Consider the following 19,423-nt stretch of genomic DNA (forward strand, 5'->3'; position numbering starts at 1 on the left):
TAACTTAGGGCGATGAGTTAAAGATTGTTAATCTAAACTCAGGTTAATTAATTGCTCTTTAAACTCTTGTGCAGCAGGCCCTAGTCTGTCTGTGTCATTACACATTAAATATAACTTAAGGGCACGGGTTGTCCCTTGCTCTAGATTTAGTACCTTTAATTTTTCCTCTTCAATTAGGTGAGATACTTGTGTACGAGGAAGCCATGCATAACCTAAATTTTGGCTAACCATATCAATAGAGTTTCGTAAATGACTAACCGTCCAGCGCATATCTGCGCCTAGCCAACCTTCATCATGGCTAGTTTGCGTGCCAGAATCACGAACTACAATTTGCCTATACAATTTTAAATCACGAAATGACAAAGTCTCTGTGCGCTGATGCAGCGGATGATTTGGGTGTGCTACAGCGACAAATTCTATATCACAAAGCTGGTTACAACTAATACCGTAAATAGGAATTGAAGAAATAGCTAAATCAACAACGGCATTATTTAATAACTCGTTAGCGCCCGTTAACACGCTTTCTATTAAATCGATTTTTAAAAGCGGATAAAGTTCACTGGTTCTGGCCAGTGCTTGATACAAAATGGGGTGGGGGAATACTTCATCAACTGCAATTTTTAATGTGCTCTCCACACCTTCGCTGAGCGTATTGGCGACAGATTCTATTTTACTCGCTTCTTCAATTAAAAACTCTGCGCGGCGTAAAATAAGTTTCCCGCTGTCTGTTAAAAAGGCTTTGCGACCCTTTACTTCAAGTAATTTAATTTGCAAAGCGACTTCTAGTTTTTGCACTGCGTGATGAACCGTTGACTGGCTTTTATGAACAGCTACACTTGCACCAGCAAATCCACCATGGTCAACAACAGCCTTAAACATTCTCCACTGCTCTAGTGTTGCTTTCGCCATATTTTATCCTACTACCACTTTTATCTGATTGCATAACTTGACCGCATAGACTCATTATTTATTGCGTAACAGTTAAACTTTTTGTTGGATTATTTAGATAGAATGATTTTTTATTTTTCGAAACGCCATGGTAATCCCCCCATTTTTAATGGAGGCTATCTGTAGAATTTTCGTTGTTTAACTTTTCCAGTTTTTGTATGGGTGTTATGCCACCTATGCCCATGTTAGGGCGTTCATTATTATAAGTCCATAACCAATCGGTTGCTTTATCTTGTAACTCACTAATATCACTGTAAATATAATGACTTAGCCAGTCATACCTAACCGTGCGATTAAACCGCTCTACATAAGCATTTTGTTGCGGGTTACCTGGTTGAATAAATCGTAATTCAATATTATTATTTAACGCCCACTCTGCTAATTTATGGCTAATATATTCAGGCCCATTGTCACACCTGATAGCTTTTGGCTTACCACGCCATTCTATAATTTGATTGAGTGAGCGGATAACACGCTCAGCGGGGAGTGATAAGTCAGCATCTATTGTGAGTCCTTCGCGATTGAAATCATCAATCACATTGAACAAGCGACACGCTCTGCCATCCGATAATTGGTCGTGCATAAAATCCATTGACCAACATTCGTTAATGGCCTCAGGGACAGTCAATGGTTCAGGCTTCTCCCTTGTTAGACGTTTTCTAGGCTTTATTCGCAGATTCAACTCAAGCTCACGGTAAATACGATAAACGCGCTTATGATTCCATGTGTAGCCTTTAACATTGCGTAAATATAAAAAACATAAACCGAATCCCCAATTACGCTGACATTGGCTTAAATCCAATAGCAACGCTGCAATTTTCTCATTTTCATCAGACAGTTTTGGCGTATAGCGATAGCATGTTTCACTTATCATGAAAGTACGACAGGCTAAGGCAATACTCATTTTATTTGTGCTAACGACTTCATGAGCCAAGACTTTGCGCTCAGAAGCCTTTACCACTTTTTTGCCATTGCCTCCTGAATGACCTCAGATTTTAGCCGCTCTTCTGCATACATTTTCTTTAAACGGCGATTTTCATCTTCAAGCTCTTTCATTCGTGTCATTAAAGACGCATCCATGCCGCCGTATTTAGCGCGCCATTTATAAAAGGTTGAGTTGCCCATACCATGTTCACGGCATAGCTCAGGAATAGGCACGCCGCTTTCTGCTTGCTTTAAAATGGCAAGGATCTGACTGTCTGTAAAATGTGCTTTTTTCATAATTTTCTCCTGTGTTTACAATAAGAGAAAATTCTACGTTTGGCATCTATTATTTTTCGGGGGGATTACCCCATAAAATCATTTCTATTTTTAAGTAGTCGTATCCATTTATTGTAAGTAAGTGATGAGGAGCCTGTACCAAAGCCGTCGAAAGCAAGCTGCATTCTAATTTTACTAATCATTATTAAACAACTTTGCATTAGTACTTCAGGATTAACAATCAATTACTCAGCAATTTAAGTAATTGATAAAGCGGATATTTAAAAAATAAGTAAAAATAACCACGGTAATACAAGGTTTGAAATATGAACAATAAAGCATAGCTTTCTATTTTTTAGAATATTATGACCAATTTAAAGACATAGTTGTTTTATTTAATGAATGATTTAATACCTCCATCAACTTCTTTTTTAAAGTGAATTAAAAAATGAAAATATCAAAAGTGCTTACAGCTTATGCAACTCAAGATGGCGATGGCGTAAGTATTAGTCGTATCCCAGGATTTGATGGTAAATATTTAGATCCATTTTTAATGATTGACGAACTTAAGTCAGACGACAAAAAAGATTATATGGGAGGTTTTCCAGAGCATCCCCATCGAGGGATTGAAACGTTTACTTATATTTTAAAAGGTGGCTTTGAACATCGTGACCAAATGGGTAACAAAAAAGCAATTAAAGCAGGTGATGTGCAATGGATGAGTACAGGGCGCGGCGTTATGCACAGTGAGATGCCACTCGCTGATACCGTTGATGGATTGCATGGCTTTCAAATTTGGATCAACATACCAAGTTTGGATAAGATGCGCGACCCACGTTATCAAGATACTACGCAAAATTCAGCTCCGAGTTTTACAAATACGCACGGTGTGACGTTAAAAGCACTTGCGGGATCGTGGCAGTTCGAAAGTGAAACGCTTACAAGTAGTTTGCAGGGTTTAGCTGCTAATGCTCTACTTGCTGACATTAAATTACCCGCCGGTAAAAGCGTTCATTTGGAGCCTCTTAGCCAACAAAAAGTAATGATCTATATTCATAGCGGCTCAATAATAACAAGCGACGATCAAACAATCCCAGCTGGTAAGTTACTTATTTTAGAGCCAGACAGTAATATTAATATTACCTCAGAGCAAGGCGCTGGTGTTTTGGTTTTAGCAGGCGATCCACTTAATCAACCGATTGCTCACATGGGGCCGTTTGTAATGACGACGCAAGCTGAAGTACAGCAAGCAGTGCGTGATTATCAAAACGGCGAGTTCGGCAAAATTTAACCCTATTTTTAGGAGAGTTTCATGGGATTATTAGTTGATGGTCAATGGCAAGATAAGTGGTACGACACCGATTCAAGTAACGGAAAGTTTGAGCGTGAAGCAGCGCAGTTACGTCATTGGATAACTGCTGATGGTAGCGCTGGAATAACGGGCGAGGCCGGTTTTAAAGCACAAGCGAACAGGTATCATTTATATGTATCACTTGCGTGTCCTTGGGCGCATCGAACGCTTATATTTAGAGCGTTAAAAGGGTTGGAAAATTTAATTACTGTGTCGGTTGTTAGCCCTGATATGCTTGATAGTGGTTGGGCTTTTGATACGCAAAACCACAGTACTGGCGATACTTTATTTAATAGTAATTACTTACATCAAGTTTATGCAAAAAATAACCCAAAGTACTCCGGGCGGGTAACCGTTCCCGTATTGTGGGATAAAAAGCTAAATAAAATTGTCAGTAATGAGTCTGCCGATATTATACGTATGTTCAATAGTGCATTTAATGAATTAACAGGCAATACCGATGACTTTTATCCTGAAGAATTGCAACTAAAAATTGACGAATTAAACGCGTTGATTTATCCAGATATAAATAATGGAGTTTATCGTACGGGTTTCGCAACAACTCAAGATGCGTATGAAGAGGCATTTAATGATTTATTTAAAGCACTCGATACAGTAGAGGGGATACTGAGCAAGCAGCGTTATTTAGCCACAAACAAACTCACCGAGGCTGATTGGCGATTATTCACTACGTTGATTCGGTTTGATAGTGTGTACGTTGGTCACTTTAAATGTAATTTACGCACAATTGAAAGCTACCCTGCACTGAGCGGATATCTTAGAGAGCTATATCAAGTTAGAGGTGTGGCTGAAACAGTTGATTTTTATCATATTAAGCGTCATTACTATTTTAGCCATACAATGATCAACCCGACACAAGTTGTGCCAAGTGGTCCAAGTATTGATTACTTATCTGATCACGGTAGAGGTATTTATCTTTAAGCGAGTAGCCTAACAAGCCAGCCATATTTTCTAACCAAGCTGGTTTCGCTTTTCCCTGCTTGTACAGCAGCACCGGCTAAAAAAGCACTTGTTAGTCCTACTTTAGTTGCTGCAAAACGTTTTAACCGATATTGAAACGCCGCATGGTGTTGGCGTTTTAATTCACTGCGCATATCCATTTGCTTACTAAGAGCTTGAACGTTTTTGTTTGGGGCCTTAATCAAATTATCTACTAACATACTAATTCCCATGTAAATTTAATAGCTGCTTTAAGCTTTTAAGTGTTTTACTAAAACCAATTTTATTGCTTAGGTAAACTGTGTTTTTCCAAAGCCATACTAAACAAGCAACTTGCAGTGAAGTAGCTGTTGCAATACTCAGCCATACCGACCCAAAGAGATCATATACACCGTATCCAACAGCACCTAGAAATCCTGCCCACAACAAAACCAAGCCACTGGCAAAACAGCCTAAAAATATAGTGATCAATGCAAGCGATCTAAGCGACAACCGCCATTCAGCTTTAGCAAGCTGATGGGTGATCTCTCCTTGGGTCTGGTAATCATCCTTGAGTTGCTTAGAGTACTCTAAAAGCTTTGCAATATGATCTTGCCAATCGTCCTTTTGGCTTGGCTGCTCAGTAGCTTGGTTTTGCGCGTTACCATCCTTGGTTGCGGTTGTTTGTGGGTTATTCATCACTGATTACTTACGACGAAATAATGATGTAATTAACATACCAGCAGCAAAAGCAATGCCCGCAGTTGCTAATGGGTTTTCAGAAGCGAAAGCACGCGTTTTTGCAGTGCATTCACTCAGCTTTTCGCGTGCAATAAGTTGTTTTTCGCTCAGTGCTTCTGCTGAACTAGAAGCGCCTTTACGAACACTGCTTTCAGCTGTTGCTGCTTTGCTAGAAAGTGCATCTACAGCATCGTGCGCCGCTGATGTGGCTTTCTCTGTAAGTGGTGAGTCAGTATTTTTTAGTTTAACGTCAGGCTTAACATCTGAAGTTGTGTTTGGTTTCGTATTTGTTGCAGTAGCCATAATCAATCCTTAATAAGTTAAAAATTTAAGTAGTGATTTAGATGATGCAATGATTAAACCAAATTTAACTTTTATTTTAACTTGTTGAATTTTATTTGTTTTTTTGTTTCCCCTGGTTTTGTCAAGGTTGGTAATTTAAAAAAACAGTAACTATTACTACACGGTTAGGTAAATTTTACAAAGAAGGTGAAAATGCTTAAAAAACTGTAAATATTCATTGTTTATTCAGTAAGCAGAACATGTAGAAATAAGCATATTAAAACTAAGTAAATTTTTTTTTCGCTGTTATTCCACTTTTTCCCACGTAATTCAATCGCTTTGCTTGAACCCTTATTTTTTCTAGCTTTGAGACTCGTTAAAGCTGGTCAGCTTACTTGACAAAAAGGCTTGTCAAGCCCTAAACTGGAGGACTGTGGTAAAAAGTGGTTTTTAGTGGATCAAACTGGATCAAAGTAATCGCTAGGTGATTAAAATAATTTAAAGCAGGCTGTTTATGTTTCGTGGCGCAAGTTCACTGAGTTTGGATGATAAAGGACGCTTTGCGGTACCAACCAAGTACCGAGAATCTCTGCTATCTGAAGACCAAGGAACTGTTATTTGTACTGTTGCGCTAAATGAGCCGTGCTTATGGTTATATCCGCTTGCTGAGTGGCAAGAAATAGAAAATCGTTTAGCTAAAATTTCAAATATGAATCCACGAGCTCGACGTATGCAGCGTATGTTGCTCGGGAATGCCACAGAATATCAACTTGATAAAAATGGTCGGATTCTGTTAGCGCCTTCATTGCGTGCACATGCAGATCTAGGCAAAAAAATAATGTTGGTTGGTTTGATGAATAAGTTTGAAATTTGGGATGAGGCGCGTTGGAACGAACAAATGCGTCAAGATACTGAGCTTGAGAGGCTTGGTGATTTTGAACCTCACCCTGATTTAGATAATTTCACTCTCTAACAGCACAATAAAAGGCAAATAATAGCTAATGACAGCGCAATTTGAACACGTATCCGTTTTAATGGACGAAACCATAGATGCCCTTGCAATTAAGCCAGACGGCATATACATGGACGGCACTTTTGGACGTGGCGGTCATTCAGGGCAAATATTAGCACGCCTTGGTAATGAAGGCCGTTTGCAAGCGATTGACCAAGATCCGCAGGCAATACAATCAGCTGAAAAGTTTGCTGATGATCCGCGATTTGCAATTGCACATACTCGCTTTTCAAAACTTTACGAAGTAGCAGAGCAAAACGATCTCATTGGTAAAGTTGACGGGATTTTATTAGATATAGGTGTGTCGTCGCCACAGTTAGATGATGCTGGGCGTGGTTTTAGTTTCATGAAAGACGGCCCACTAGATATGCGTATGGATCCAACAAGTGGTCGCAGTGCAGCCCAATGGTTAGCTGAAGCTGAATTGGATGATATTACCCATGTAATTAAAAAGCTGGGTGAAGAGAAATTTGGTAAGCGTATTGCGCATAAAATACTTGAGATTAGAGAGCACACGCCAATTACTACGACTAAGCAGTTAGCTGATTTAGTCGATGAAGCAGTACCTGTAAAAGATAAGTTTAAACACCCTGCTACTCGTACTTTTCAGGCGATCCGTATTTATATTAATAGCGAACTTGAAGAGATTCAAACGGCATTGCAGTCTGCAATTAAGGTCCTTAAACCCGGTGGTCGTTTGGTTGTTATTTCGTTTCATTCATTAGAAGATCGTATTGTAAAACAGTTTATTAGAAAACAGAGTCGGGGAGAAGTATTACCCAGAGGTCTGCCTTTAACTGACGCACAAATAAATAAAAATCTGACGTTAAAGGCAGTGGGTAAAGCGATTAAGCCAAGTGCCGCTGAAGTTGAGCGTAATCCGCGTTCTCGTAGCTCTGTACTTAGGATTGCTCAGAGGCTGGAATGAATATAAAAGCGAATCATCGTCAACCACCTAATTTATTTTTTGAAATTGTTAAAGGCCTAGGAGCTAATAAGCTTACCTCGGCCTTGTTGGTTGTGATATTCGCGTCAAGTTTAACTGTCGTACAAGTAACATATCTTGCTCGAGGGCAACTTATTGAACAAGATTCGTTACTCCAAGAGCGTGATGAACTTGATTTAGAATGGCGTTATTTATTAGTTGAAGAGGAATTTTATTCACAGCATGCACGTATCGAAGAAATTGCGAAATCACAGTTGAAAATGAAACGACCAACGAGTCAAGATGAACAGGTAATAATACTGCAATGAGAAATCGAGGCAAAAAACCAGTAAATAACTTAATTACATGGCGCTTTATGCTGGTGTGTGGCGTTGTGTTTATGGTGTTTGTAACACTGGTATCTCGTGCTGCTTATTTACAAGTAATTGAACCTGACAAAGCCCGTTCTGAAAGTGATAAACGTACCGTACGTGTCGAAAAACTTCACGTCCAGCGTGGGATGATTTTTGATCGTAATGGCAAAGAGCTCGCGGTGAGTGTACCGGTAGTGAGTGTGTATGCAGATCCTAAAGCACTTCACAAATCACTTGTTTCTAAAGTGATTAAGCAAGCGCGTAAAAATGGCGAGGATCAACAATCACTTGCAGACAATGCGGTCGAACTTGATAAACGTACAGTGCAGTATTACAAAAATGATATGCGCTGGCGTGAACTAGCTGACGTTCTGCGTATCGATCCGAAAAAAATTAATTCACGCCTTCTTAACGATCCTTCTCGTCGCTTTGTTTACTTAAAACGCCAAGTAACTCCTGCCGTTGCAAATTATATTGGCGACTTACGTTTGCCTGGCATTCATTTATTAGATGAATCTAAGCGTTATTACCCTGCCGGTGAAGTAACTGCACATATTATTGGTTTCACCAATATAGATGGCAAAGGTATTGAAGGTATTGAAAAGCTGTATGAGAATGCATTAACGGGCGAAGAAGGCCGTCGTACTATACGCAAAGATGCACAAGGACGCGAAGTAGAAGTGCTTGATGAGCGCGAACGCGTAGAACCTGAAAGTATTCAATTAAGTATTGATCAACGTATTCAAGGCATCGCTTATAAAGCGATTAAATCTGCTGTACTTACTTATAAAGCGACATCGGGTTCAGCGATGGTTGTTGATATAAAAACAGGCGAAGTATTAGCGATGGTTAATAGCCCTTCGTTTAATCCAAACAACTTAAGCGATGCAGCCCCGCATAAGCGCCGTAACCGCGCAATTACCGATTTGTTTGAACCAGGCTCAACTGTTAAGCCTCTAGCCATTTTAGCTGGGCTAGACTACGGCGCAATTAAAGCAGATGACAAAATTGATACTTACCCTGGTTGGATGCGTTTAGGCGGTAGCTTAGTTCAAGATACTCGCAATCATGGTGAGATGACACTGCGCGAAATTTTAAAATACTCTTCAAATATGGGAGTTACGAAAGTAACGCAGTTAGTACCTAAAGATTATTTAGTGGGATTGTTTCAAAAGGTAGGGTTTGGCTCAGATTCAGGCACCGGTATGGTGGGGGAAAGCAGTGGTTTGTTTTACCCTAATCGCCGTTGGTCGGATCATGAAATTGCTGCGCTTTCATTTGGTTACAATATTGCAGTAAGTACAGCCCAAATGGCACGATTTTATGCCATGTTAGGCGCTGGGGGAGTCAACCGTCCATTAACGATTTTAAAACAAGATAATGTACCAGAAGGCGAACGTATTTTTAAACAAAAAGACGTAGAAGCCGTAGTCCATATGATGGAAAGTATATTTGAAGAGGGCGGCACAGCCAGTCGCGTTAAAGTTGATGGCTATCGGGCAGCAGGTAAAACAGGTACATCTAAAAAAGCAGCTGTTGGTGGTTATGGTGACGAATATGTTGGCTATTTTGCAGGTGTCGCACCTGCAAGTAATCCTCGATTAGCCGTTGTTGTTATGATTAATGAACCCGGCGGGGATGTGTACTACGGAGGGGCCACCGCTGGGCCTGCATTTGCTGAAATAATTTCGAATTCATTAAGAATATTAAATGTAGCACCGGACAAGGAAGATGTTGCCTACGTGGAAGGTAAAAAGAACGATGCGTGATTTAAGAGATACTTTAAAATACATCGAAATTGATGCGCCCTCGCAACTGGTAAAACATTTACGCATTGATAGTCGTGAGGTAACACCAGGTGATGTATTTGTTGCTATTAAAGGCCATTCACTTGATGGCGGACAATTTATTGCTAAAGCAATTGAAAATGGCGCAACAGCGATTATTGCTGACAGATTATGCGAATTTGAAACAAGTTTCGAACCACTATATTTAGTTTCAGAGCTTGATAAAAAGCTTCCAGAATTAGCAAGTCGCTTTTATAACCAACCAAGTCAGGCTTTGGATTTAATTGGTGTGACTGGCACAAATGGTAAATCAACCACCACAGCAATGATTGCCCACTTAGCGCAATTTTGTAGTACTGAGTCAGCGATTATTGGCACGCTAGGTTATGGACATCCTAATAACTTAACTCCACTGATGAATACTACGCCTTCAACGGTTGATTTACAGCATATTTTAAGCGATTTAAATTTACAGCATAAAAAGCTAGTCGCCATGGAAGTGTCATCGCATGGGTTAGTGCAACAGCGTGTTGCTAAATGTGAATTTAAAGCAGCTGTGTTTACTAATCTTTCGCGTGATCACTTAGATTATCATGGTGATATGGCAAGTTACGGTGATGCAAAATTAATGCTTTTTCGTGATTTTGAACCGCAAGTTGTGGTGCTTAATCAAGATGATTTTCAAGCGGAGCAATGGCTTGAAAAGTATGATTTTAATAATCTAATTTGTTATGGCCGCAAAAACTTAGCTCCTAAGAATACTCGATACGTCTATTTTTCTGATGTTGAATATTCAAGTGTAGGTATTTCGGCGCAGTTATCGACGAGTTGGGGTGATATATCAATTAAATCGCCTCTGTTTGGCGAATTTAATTTATATAACTTAACGGCAGCGCTCGCTACATTGCTAGGGCTTGGTTATCCGCTTGAGCAATTAATTACAGGTTGTGCGCAGTTACAGCCAGTCGCTGGGCGAATGCAAGCATTTAGTCAAGCAGGCATGCCAACGTGTGTTGTTGATTATGCACATACGCCCGATGCACTTGCACTTGCATTGCAAGCATTGCAACAGCATGTACCAGGTGGTGTGAGTTGTGTATTTGGTTGCGGTGGTGACAGAGATAAAGGTAAGCGAGTATTAATGGCGCAAGCAGCTGAGCAAAATGCTAATAAAGTTATTATTACCAGCGATAACCCGCGATCTGAAAATCCTGATGACATTATTGCTGATGTGGCTGGCGGTTTAGTGAACCCTCAAGACGCACATTTAGAGGCTGATAGAGCAACTGCAATTCGTTTTGCTATAGAAAATGCTACAGCTGATGATGTTATTTTAATTGCAGGTAAAGGCCACGAAGATTATCAAATTATAGGCGATAAGCGCATCGACTTTTGCGATCGCCGTTATGTACAAGAACAACTAAAAAAAGCAGTAAGAGGGATAACACAATGATCCCAATGGATTTTGATTGGTTAGCCAATGTACTAACAACCGATTATCAAGGTGATAATCAACAAGTGCTTAATATAAATACTGATACTCGTACAGTGTGCGATGGCGAAGTGTTTTTAGCACTTAAAGGGCCCAATTTTGATGGCCATAAATTTATAGCAGAAGCTAAACAAAAAGGCGCTATTGGCGTTATTGTTCAGCACAAAGTAGATGTAGATATTCCACAATTTATAGTAAGCGATACACGTATTGCACTAGGTGCAATTGGCACTGCTGTTATGGCGCAAGTGGCGCCTAAAACAATTGCAATTACAGGGAGTGTAGGTAAAACCACCGTAAAAGAAATGTGTGCAGCAATTTTGTCGGTTCACGGTGATGTATTAGCTACTAAAGGTAATTTTAATAACGATATTGGCGTCCCACTTACGTTATTGCGCTTAGAGCCTCAACATCGTTTTGCAGTAATTGAACTAGGTGCAAATCACTTAGGTGAAATTGCCTACACAACTGCAATGACCAAACCAGATGTAGCCGTTGTATGTAATGTTGCAGCCGCTCACTTAGAAGGTTTTGGTAGCTTAATGGGGGTTGCAAAAGCTAAAGGTGAGATTTTTGATGGCCTAAAAGATGACGGCGTTGCCATTGTTAATTGCGATAGTGAATTTAGCCAGTATTGGTTAGATAAACTTGAAGGGCGTAATGTTAAACGTTTTTCTACAACCGAAAAACTCGACATTTGGGCAGAGAATATCACGCTTGATGCCAATGCGCGTGCAAGCTTTACGCTTTGTACTAAAGACAAGCAAGTCCCTGTTACTTTGGCGCTACCTGGCAAGCACAATATTAGTAACGCACTTATTGCGGCTGCACTTACTAGTGAATTTGATGTAACTCTTGAAGAAATAGCCAATGCACTTGCCACTATGGGTGATGTAAAAGGGCGCGTTAATCTAATTGAAGTGTCTGATTTACTCACCGTGGTTGATGATACCTATAATGCCAATGTTAAGTCGGTAAAGGCTGCGATTGACTTGTTAAGTGATATGCAAGGTCACCGCATTTTAGCGCTGGGAGACATGGGGGAGCTAGGTGAAGATGCACGTAAATATCACCAAGAAGTTGGTGAGTATGCACTTGAGCAAGGGATTGATGAGTTATTTACATTAGGTGTATTAAGTAAATGCGCAAGTGATGTGTTTGAACTCCCTAATCGCCACTTTTCGAGCCGTGAACAAATGCAGCAAAAAATTCAAGAAAGTATTAATAAAGTGAATACAAAAACAACAATAGTAGTGAAAGGATCGCGCAGTTCTCGCATGGAATTATTAGTAACCGATTTAGTTAATGGCCAGCAACAAGCCATCAATGGAGTATCATAATGTTAGTTTGGCTGGCAGAGTATTTAACCCAGTATTTTAGTGGTTTTCATGTTTTTTCGTATTTAACGCTACGTGCCATTTTAGGTATTTTAACTGCGCTAATTATGTCTCTTTATTTAGGACCTAAGTTAATTCGTGGTTTGCAACGTATGCAGATAGGTCAAACGGTTCGAGACGATGGTCCGCAATCGCATCTATCTAAGTCGGGTACGCCGACTATGGGTGGCTTACTTATTTTAGCGGCTATTTTTACCAGTACGCTACTATGGGCTGATTTATCGAATAAGTATGTATGGGCAACGCTGTTTGTAATTGGCTCATTAGGTATTGTTGGCTTTGTTGATGACTACCGTAAAGTTATCCGTAAAGATCCAAAAGGTTTAATTGCTAAATGGAAATATTTTTGGCAGTCAGTAATTGCGTTAGTGGTAGCGACAGCATTGTATTTTACCAGTGCACAAGCTTCTGAAACATCACTTGTTGTTCCATTTTTTAAAGATGTATTGCCGCAACTTGGCTTGTTTTATATTGTGCTTACGTATTTTGCAATAGTAGGGACATCAAATGCAGTAAACCTGACCGACGGGCTTGATGGCTTAGCCATCGTACCCACTATTTTAGTCGCCGCAGCATTGGCAATTATTGCTTACTTAACAGGTAATATTAACTTTTCGGCTTACTTACATATTCCGCATTTACCGCTAGCAAGTGAGCTTGTGGTTGTGTGTACTGCCATTGTGGGTGCAGGGCTTGGCTTTTTGTGGTTTAACACTTACCCAGCACAAGTATTTATGGGTGATGTAGGCTCATTAGCACTTGGTGGTGCATTAGGTATTATTGCTGTTTTAGTACGCCAAGAATTACTGCTTATTATTATGGGCGGCGTATTTGTTATGGAAGCACTCTCGGTCATATTACAAGTGGGATCGTATAAATTACGTGGGCAACGCATTTTTAGAATGGCGCCAATTCATCATCATTACGAATTAAAAGGTTGGCCGGAGCCACGTGTTATCGTACGCTTTTGGATTATTTCTATTGTGCTAGTCCTCGCTGGTCTAGCGACATTAAAGATTCGATAAATGCAGTATTTAAACGAGATAAAAAATAAACAAATAACAGTGCTCGGACTCGGTGTTACCGGTCTGGGCATTGTGCGTTTTTTATTATCTCATAGCCTTATGCCAAAAGTTGTTGATAGCCGTACAAACCCTCCAGGGATTGATTGGCTTAAAGAGCATGCACCAAATCTAGATACACACTTTGGTAATTTGGATGACGCAGAGCTTCGTTCAAGCGATATAATTATTATAAGTCCAGGGCTTAGCTTAAAAATACCAGCTGTTGCAGATGCAATTAACGCAGGTGTTGAAGTGATTGGCGACGTTGAGTTATTTGCACGTATTAATACAAAACCGGTTGTTGCAGTAACTGGCTCCAACGGTAAATCAACCGTGGTTACGCTCGCTTATGAAGTATTAAAAGAAGCCGGCTATAAAGTTGCTTTGGGTGGGAATATTGGCACTGCGGTGCTGGATTTACTCAATGATGATTTTGATGTGTATGTACTTGAGCTATCTAGTTTTCAGCTAGACACCACAAAGAGCTTAAAGCCAATAAGTGCAACGGTATTAAATGTGTCAGAAGATCACCTTGACCGCTACGACAGTTACCAAGCTTATATAGACTCAAAGCTAAGTATTTATGACGGTGCAGAGCTTATTGTAGTTAATACTGACGATAGTCAAACGCATCCAGTTGAGCGCAGTACAACCCCCCAAATTAGCTTTGGTGTTCAACAAGGTGATTACCATTTAGCGCAATACAATAACGAAACTCACTTTATGGTTAAAGGCGATGCCTTTTTACCCGTGAGTACGCTTGCTGTAGTGGGTAAACACAATTATTTAAACACACTTGCTGTAATGGCGCTTTTAAGTCTGTTTGAAGTAAGCAAAGAGCAGTATGTAAACGCGTTGAGCCAATTTAATGGGTTGGCGCATCGCTGCCAATTTGTAGCTGAATTTAATGGTGTAAAATATTTTAACGATTCAAAGGCGACTAATGTTGGGGCAACTATTGCAGCAATAGATAGCTTAGCTAGTGATGGTGAAAACCTGATTGTTATTGCAGGTGGTGATGCCAAAGGCGCTGATTTAAATGCCCTTAAACCTTATATTCAACGGCATGTTAAAGCATTAATTTGTTTCGGCAAAGATGCAAGTGACTTAGCTGCGATTACCAATAAGAGCTATTTAACTAACAATATGGAAGAAGCCGTTGCTTTGGCCAAAGTACTTAGTCGTGCTGGCAATATTGTTTTGTTAGCCCCTGCGTGTGCCAGTATTGATATGTATAACAACTATATGCAACGCGGTGATGACTTTGTTGAGTGCGTTATGGCGGAGAAAGTATGAGTGCCTTTGCCGATATAAAAGACGCATTAACACCTAAGCCTTCGGCGCAGTTATACGATGTACCGCTATTGTACTGCGTAATAATGCTGATAGGTGTTGGTTTTATCATGGTAACCAGCGCATCAATGCCGACCGCTGAACGATTATTTGATAACTCGTATCATATTACTATTCGTCACAGTATGTTTTTAGCTATGGCTTTTGTTCTTTTTTGGATAACGGTTTGTGTACCAATGGATTGGTGGAAAAGATCAAACCCTTATTTATTAATATTAGGCATGGTGCTGTTAATAGCCGTATTAATTATTGGTCGTGAAGTGAATGGAGCTAGGCGATGGATCCCTATTGGCCCGGTTGGTTTTCAGGTGGCTGAGGCTGCAAAGCTGTATTTTTTTAGTTATATTGCGGGCTATTTAGTAAGAAAACGCGAAGAGGTACAAGAAAATATTAAAGGCTTTGCAAAGCCTATTGCTGTATTTGCGGTATATGCTCTGCTTATTTTGCTGCAACCCGATTTGGGCACCGTAGTTGTTATGTTTGTAACTACGGTTGGTCTGCTATTTTTAGCCGGTGCTAAGTTATGGCAGTTTTTTGTACTTATTTTAACGGGGGTTGGCCTCGTTGTTTTACTTATAATTGTTGAGCCATATCGTATGGCACGTGTTGTTGGCTTTTTAGATCCCTGGGATGATCCTTTTGGTAAAGGTTATCAGTTGGTGCAATCGCTAATGGCATATAGCCAAGGTGGTTGGTTTGGCCAAGGCCTTGGCAACAGTGTACAAAAGCTACAATATTTACCTGAAGCGCATAACGATTTTATTTTTGCTGTTATAGGTGAAGAACTTGGTTTAATCGGCGTTGTAAGTATTTTAATGGTATTAGCTACCTTGGTATTTAGAGCGCTATTAATTGGTCAGCAAGCATTAAAGTGTGGCAAAGAATATGAAGGCTATTTTTCGTTTGCTATTGGTATTTGGTTTGCATTTCAAACCATGGTTAATGTAGGTGCGAGTGCGGGTATTTTACCGACAAAAGGATTAACACTGCCGTTTATTTCTTACGGTGGATCAAGCTTAATGATTATGACGATAGCCACGGGCATTTTATTACGCGTAGATTTTGAGACTAAGATGGCAACAAAACAAGCCACTTCACGCGGAGGTAAGCGATGAGTAAAAAATTAGTCGTTGTAGCTGGTGGAACTGGCGGGCATATTTTCCCTGGTATCGCTGTAGCTGACTATTTAAAACAACAAGGCTGGCAAGTTAGCTGGATAGGAACACCTGATAGAATGGAAGCTGACGTTGTTCCAAAGCATAACATAGACATTGATTTTATTGATGTTAAGGGTGTGCGTGGTAACGGTATAAAACGTCTTGTTAAAGCGCCATTTATGGTGTTTAACGCCATATTGCAAGCACGTAAAGTTTTAAAAAAACAGCGTCCAGATGTCGTACTTGCTATGGGCGGGTATGTAACTGGACCAACAGGTATTGCTGCCAAAAGTTTAGGTATTCCGCTGGTTATTCATGAGCAAAATGCGGTAGCGGGCATGAGTAACAAATTGCTAGCTAAGTGTGCTAATCGTGTATTAGCGGCATTTCCAAGTGCATTTGCGCATGGCCAAGCTGAACTTGTTGGCAATCCGGTACGTCAAAGTGTTATTGATATACCAAAGCGTGATGTATCAAGCCCAATAAATATGTTGGTAGTGGGTGGTTCACTTGGGGCACAAGTACTTAACCAAACATTACCTGAAGCATTTAAAGTATTGAGTAATACCACCGCAATTAGTGTGTGGCATCAAACAGGTAAAGGCCATTTACACAGCGTTAAAGAGGCTTATAAAGCACACAGTTTTGATAGTAATAACTTAAACGTTGCTGAATTTATTGATGATATGGATACGGCTTATGCTTGGGCTGATATTGTCATTTGCCGCGCGGGTGCGTTAACGGTTAGTGAAATTGCTGCGGCTGGAAAAATGGCTATATTTGTTCCGTTTCCTCATGCAGTGGACGACCATCAAACAGCGAATGCACAGTATTTAGTAATGGCAAATGGGGCTTTGTTAATGCCTCAAGCACAGTTTAATCAACATTCAATTGTTGAGCTTTTAAATCCTTATTTAGCTAAGCCTATATTAATTAAACAAATGGCAGCAAATGCTCAAAAGCAAGCCATTTTAGATGCCACAGTAAGCGTTGCAGCACACTGTGAGCAAGTAACAAATAAGAGAGTGTAAGTGAAAGAAGCATCAGTACAAGAAAAACACACACGACCTGCAATGCGTCGAATTGATACTATCCATTTTATTGGCATTGGTGGTGCCGGTATGGGCGGTATTGCTGAAGTACTCGCATTTGAAGGCTACCGTATTACAGGTTCTGACATTGCTCATAGCGCTATGACAGATCGCTTAATTAAAGCCGGTGCTGAGGTATTTATTGGTCATCACGAAAATAACGTAAAAGATGCTAACGTAGTCGTTGTTTCAAGTGCTATTGATGAAACAAACCCTGAGATTGTTGCAGCAAAAGCAGCAAGAGTTCCGGTTGTGCGCCGCGCAGAAATGCTCGCGGAGCTAATGCGTTTTCGCCATGGTATAGCGATTGCGGGGACGCATGGTAAAACAACGACAACAAGCCTAATTGCGAGTATTTATGGACAGGCGGGGCTTGATCCAACTTTTATTATTGGTGGCTTGTTAAATAGCGCAGGTAGTAACGCAAAAGTAGGAAAAAGTGATTTTTTAATAGCAGAAGCTGATGAAAGCGACGCGTCGTTTTTACACTTGCAGCCAATGGTTTCGGTGATCACAAATATTGAAGAAGATCACATGGATACTTACGGCGGCAGTCTCGAAAAAATGAAAGACACATATGTAGATTTCATTCATAACTTACCGTTTTATGGTTTAGCTGTTGTATGTATTGATTCTGAAGTTGCTGCTGAACTTATCCCGCGATTTGGTCGCCCAGTTATCACGTATGGCGAATCGAAGGATGCTGATTACCGCATGAGCGACTTTAGCCAATCAGCTAATACGTGCACATTTACAGTAACTAACAAACAAGGTGAGTGTTTAACTGCCACGTTGAATATGCCAGGTAGACACAACGCACTTAATGCAACCGCAGCGATTGCTGTAGCAAAAGATCAAAACATTGCTAACCATGCAATTTTAGAAGCGCTGCAGAAGTTTGAAGGCATTGGTCGTCGTTTTCAACACTATGGTGAATTTGAAAACGAGCGTGGCAATGTGATGTTAGTTGATGATTATGGGCATCACCCTTCAGAAGTTGCAGCAACAATTGCTGCAGTGCGTGAAGGTTGGCCTGATAAGCGCTTAGTTATGGTATATCAACCACATAGATTTTCTCGTACACGCGACTTGTACGAAGATTTTGTAAAAGTACTTGCTGATGTAGATCAGTTACTATTACTTGATGTGTATAGCGCAGGTGAAGACCCTATAGTCGGTGCTGATAGTAAAAGCCTCTGTAGAAGTTTACGCCAACGTGGCAAAGAGCCACTTCATGTTGCTTCAAGTTCAGAGCTTGCAGGTGTCCTCGGTGAATGCCTAAAAAATAACGATTTAGTATTAACCCAAGGCGCAGGTAATATAGGCCAATTAGTAAAAACCTTAGCTGCAACGGGTATGTCGATAGAAAAACTTAAGCAAGGTGAAGTATGACCCAGGTAAACACACAATTTGGTAAAGTAGCGGTGCTGTTAGGTGGCAATTCAGCAGAGCGTGAAGTGTCATTAAAATCTGGTCAAGCTGTTTTAAATGCACTGCAAAGTAGTGGCATTGATGCAATTGCATTTGACCCACAAAGTCGTTCTTTGTGGGAATTAAAAGAATTAAATGTAGAGCGCGTTTTTATTGCGTTACATGGTCGTGGTGGTGAAGATGGCACTGTACAAGGTGCGCTTGAATTTATGAACCTGCCTTACACAGGTAGTAATGTATTGGGCTCAGCCCTCGCTATGGATAAAATTCGCTGTAAACACTTGTTTAAATCGGCGGGTCTAAGTACGGCTCCTTATGCGGTTGTCGATGCTAAAAAAGGCTTTGATGCAGTTGCCATTATGGATGAGTTTAAAAAGGTAATGGTTAAGCCATCGCACGAAGGCTCAAGCATAGGTATGGCACAAGCAAGTAATGCGCAAGAGTTAGAAGAAGCACTCGCTAATGCATTTAAGTTTGATAGCCAAGTACTTGTCGAACAGTGGATTACAGGACGAGAGTTCACGGTTACTGTATTGGGTGATGAAGTGCAGCCTGTAATTGAGATGACCACGCCTAATGGTTTTTACGATTACCAAGCTAAGTATCAATCAAGCACGACGCAATATCATTGCCCTGCAAATTTATCAAAGCACGATACAGAGCACTTACAAGAAATTTCACTTGATGCATTTGACCTTGTAGGTGCAAGTGGCTGGGGACGTGTGGATGCAATGCAAGATGAGCAAGGACACTTTTACCTACTAGAGGTAAATACAGTGCCTGGCATGACTGAAAAATCACTAGTACCAATGGCTGCAAAAGCGAATGGGGCAAGTTTTGAGCAATTAGTTGTTCGCATTTTGGAGCAAACACTTTAAT

General features: G+C 40.4%; 19 protein-coding genes. 14 read left to right on the forward strand and 5 right to left on the reverse strand.

Annotated features, from left to right (window positions below; genetic code table 11):
- Window positions 1-27: 27 nt before the first annotated feature.
- Both AC0VZ4_RS03045 and AC0VZ4_RS03050 read right to left on the reverse strand, forming a co-directional pair.
- Window positions 28-909: a LysR family transcriptional regulator gene (locus AC0VZ4_RS03045; RefSeq protein ID WP_475440876.1), complete on the reverse strand. Its 882-nt coding sequence runs from the start codon at window positions 907-909 to the stop codon at window positions 28-30.
- A gap of 145 nt (window positions 910-1,054) precedes the next feature.
- Window positions 1,055-2,169, reverse strand: a protein-coding gene (locus tag AC0VZ4_RS03050) for an IS3 family transposase (protein ID WP_475440334.1) whose coding sequence is annotated in 2 segments (ribosomal slippage) — window positions 1,055-1,917 and window positions 1,917-2,169 — 1,116 coding nt in all. Because the reading frame shifts where the segments join, the coding sequence is not laid out codon by codon here.
- Between the two features lie 427 nt (window positions 2,170-2,596).
- Between AC0VZ4_RS03050 and AC0VZ4_RS03055 the strand changes: the two genes are divergently transcribed.
- Both AC0VZ4_RS03055 and AC0VZ4_RS03060 read left to right on the forward strand, forming a co-directional pair.
- Entirely contained in the window at window positions 2,597-3,439 is an 843-nt protein-coding gene (locus AC0VZ4_RS03055; RefSeq protein ID WP_475440877.1) for a pirin family protein, read from the forward strand.
- Between the two features lie 21 nt (window positions 3,440-3,460).
- The gene (locus AC0VZ4_RS03060) at window positions 3,461-4,441 is read left to right on the forward strand and encodes a glutathione S-transferase family protein (RefSeq protein WP_475440878.1); all 981 of its coding nucleotides are present in this window, start codon (window positions 3,461-3,463) and stop codon (window positions 4,439-4,441) included.
- Here the strand turns inward: AC0VZ4_RS03060 and AC0VZ4_RS03065 are convergent.
- Genes AC0VZ4_RS03065 through AC0VZ4_RS03075 form a run of 3 tightly spaced genes read right to left on the reverse strand, consistent with a single transcriptional unit; the run spans window position 4,438 to window position 5,482 of the window.
- Window positions 4,438-4,680 carry a hypothetical protein gene (locus AC0VZ4_RS03065; RefSeq protein ID WP_007376988.1) on the reverse strand — a complete coding sequence of 81 codons (243 nt, stop codon included), beginning with the start codon at window positions 4,678-4,680 and terminating at the stop codon, window positions 4,438-4,440. The genes AC0VZ4_RS03060 and AC0VZ4_RS03065 overlap by 4 nt on opposite strands.
- Window position 4,681: 1 nt before the next feature.
- Window positions 4,682-5,137, reverse strand: a complete 456-nt coding sequence (locus tag AC0VZ4_RS03070; RefSeq protein ID WP_149614404.1) for a threonine/serine exporter family protein — start codon at window positions 5,135-5,137, stop codon at window positions 4,682-4,684.
- A 6-nt stretch (window positions 5,138-5,143) separates the two neighbouring features.
- Window positions 5,144-5,482 carry a hypothetical protein gene (locus AC0VZ4_RS03075; RefSeq protein WP_007376986.1) on the reverse strand — a complete coding sequence of 113 codons (339 nt, stop codon included), beginning with the start codon at window positions 5,480-5,482 and terminating at the stop codon, window positions 5,144-5,146.
- A gap of 493 nt (window positions 5,483-5,975) precedes the next feature.
- On the opposite strand from AC0VZ4_RS03075, the gene mraZ reads away from it, so the two are divergent.
- Genes mraZ through AC0VZ4_RS03135 form a run of 12 tightly spaced genes read left to right on the forward strand, consistent with a single transcriptional unit; the run spans window position 5,976 to window position 19,422 of the window.
- A complete protein-coding gene (gene mraZ / locus AC0VZ4_RS03080; RefSeq protein ID WP_007376985.1) occupies window positions 5,976-6,434 on the forward strand; it encodes a division/cell wall cluster transcriptional repressor MraZ in 459 nt (152 codons plus the stop codon).
- A 28-nt stretch (window positions 6,435-6,462) separates the two neighbouring features.
- Window positions 6,463-7,401, forward strand: a complete 939-nt coding sequence (rsmH, locus tag AC0VZ4_RS03085; protein WP_007376984.1) for a 16S rRNA (cytosine(1402)-N(4))-methyltransferase RsmH — start codon at window positions 6,463-6,465, stop codon at window positions 7,399-7,401.
- Window positions 7,398-7,727 carry a cell division protein FtsL gene (ftsL, locus tag AC0VZ4_RS03090; RefSeq protein ID WP_475440879.1) on the forward strand — a complete coding sequence of 110 codons (330 nt, stop codon included), beginning with the start codon at window positions 7,398-7,400 and terminating at the stop codon, window positions 7,725-7,727. The genes rsmH and ftsL overlap by 4 nt, the downstream gene beginning before the upstream one ends.
- The gene (locus tag AC0VZ4_RS03095; RefSeq protein WP_475440880.1) at window positions 7,724-9,541 is read left to right on the forward strand and encodes a penicillin-binding transpeptidase domain-containing protein; all 1,818 of its coding nucleotides are present in this window, start codon (window positions 7,724-7,726) and stop codon (window positions 9,539-9,541) included. The genes ftsL and AC0VZ4_RS03095 overlap by 4 nt, the downstream gene beginning before the upstream one ends.
- Window positions 9,534-11,012, forward strand: a complete 1,479-nt coding sequence (gene murE, locus AC0VZ4_RS03100) for a UDP-N-acetylmuramoyl-L-alanyl-D-glutamate--2,6-diaminopimelate ligase (protein ID WP_149606495.1) — start codon at window positions 9,534-9,536, stop codon at window positions 11,010-11,012. Before AC0VZ4_RS03095 ends, murE begins: the two co-directional genes overlap by 8 nt.
- On the forward strand, window positions 11,009-12,391 hold the full coding sequence (locus tag AC0VZ4_RS03105) for a UDP-N-acetylmuramoyl-tripeptide--D-alanyl-D-alanine ligase (protein ID WP_096792491.1): 1,383 nt from the start codon (window positions 11,009-11,011) through the stop codon (window positions 12,389-12,391). The genes murE and AC0VZ4_RS03105 overlap by 4 nt, the downstream gene beginning before the upstream one ends.
- Complete coding sequence (gene mraY, locus AC0VZ4_RS03110; RefSeq protein ID WP_007376979.1) at window positions 12,391-13,473, forward strand: phospho-N-acetylmuramoyl-pentapeptide-transferase; 1,083 nt, start codon at window positions 12,391-12,393, stop codon at window positions 13,471-13,473. The genes AC0VZ4_RS03105 and mraY overlap by 1 nt, the downstream gene beginning before the upstream one ends.
- Entirely contained in the window at window positions 13,474-14,808 is a 1,335-nt protein-coding gene (gene murD / locus AC0VZ4_RS03115; protein ID WP_007376978.1) for a UDP-N-acetylmuramoyl-L-alanine--D-glutamate ligase, read from the forward strand.
- The gene (gene ftsW, locus AC0VZ4_RS03120; RefSeq protein WP_475440881.1) at window positions 14,805-15,980 is read left to right on the forward strand and encodes a cell division protein FtsW; all 1,176 of its coding nucleotides are present in this window, start codon (window positions 14,805-14,807) and stop codon (window positions 15,978-15,980) included. Before murD ends, ftsW begins: the two co-directional genes overlap by 4 nt.
- Window positions 15,977-17,053 (forward strand): undecaprenyldiphospho-muramoylpentapeptide beta-N-acetylglucosaminyltransferase, encoded by a 1,077-nt coding sequence (gene murG / locus AC0VZ4_RS03125; RefSeq protein ID WP_007376976.1) that lies wholly within the window; start codon window positions 15,977-15,979, stop codon window positions 17,051-17,053. The genes ftsW and murG overlap by 4 nt, the downstream gene beginning before the upstream one ends.
- A complete protein-coding gene (murC, locus tag AC0VZ4_RS03130) occupies window positions 17,054-18,505 on the forward strand; it encodes a UDP-N-acetylmuramate--L-alanine ligase (protein ID WP_008135027.1) in 1,452 nt (483 codons plus the stop codon).
- Entirely contained in the window at window positions 18,502-19,422 is a 921-nt protein-coding gene (locus AC0VZ4_RS03135; protein WP_007376974.1) for a D-alanine--D-alanine ligase, read from the forward strand. Before murC ends, AC0VZ4_RS03135 begins: the two co-directional genes overlap by 4 nt.
- Window position 19,423: the final 1 nt, after the last annotated feature.

It is taken from the genome of Pseudoalteromonas sp. QJM3NY_22, from assembly GCF_056173065.1.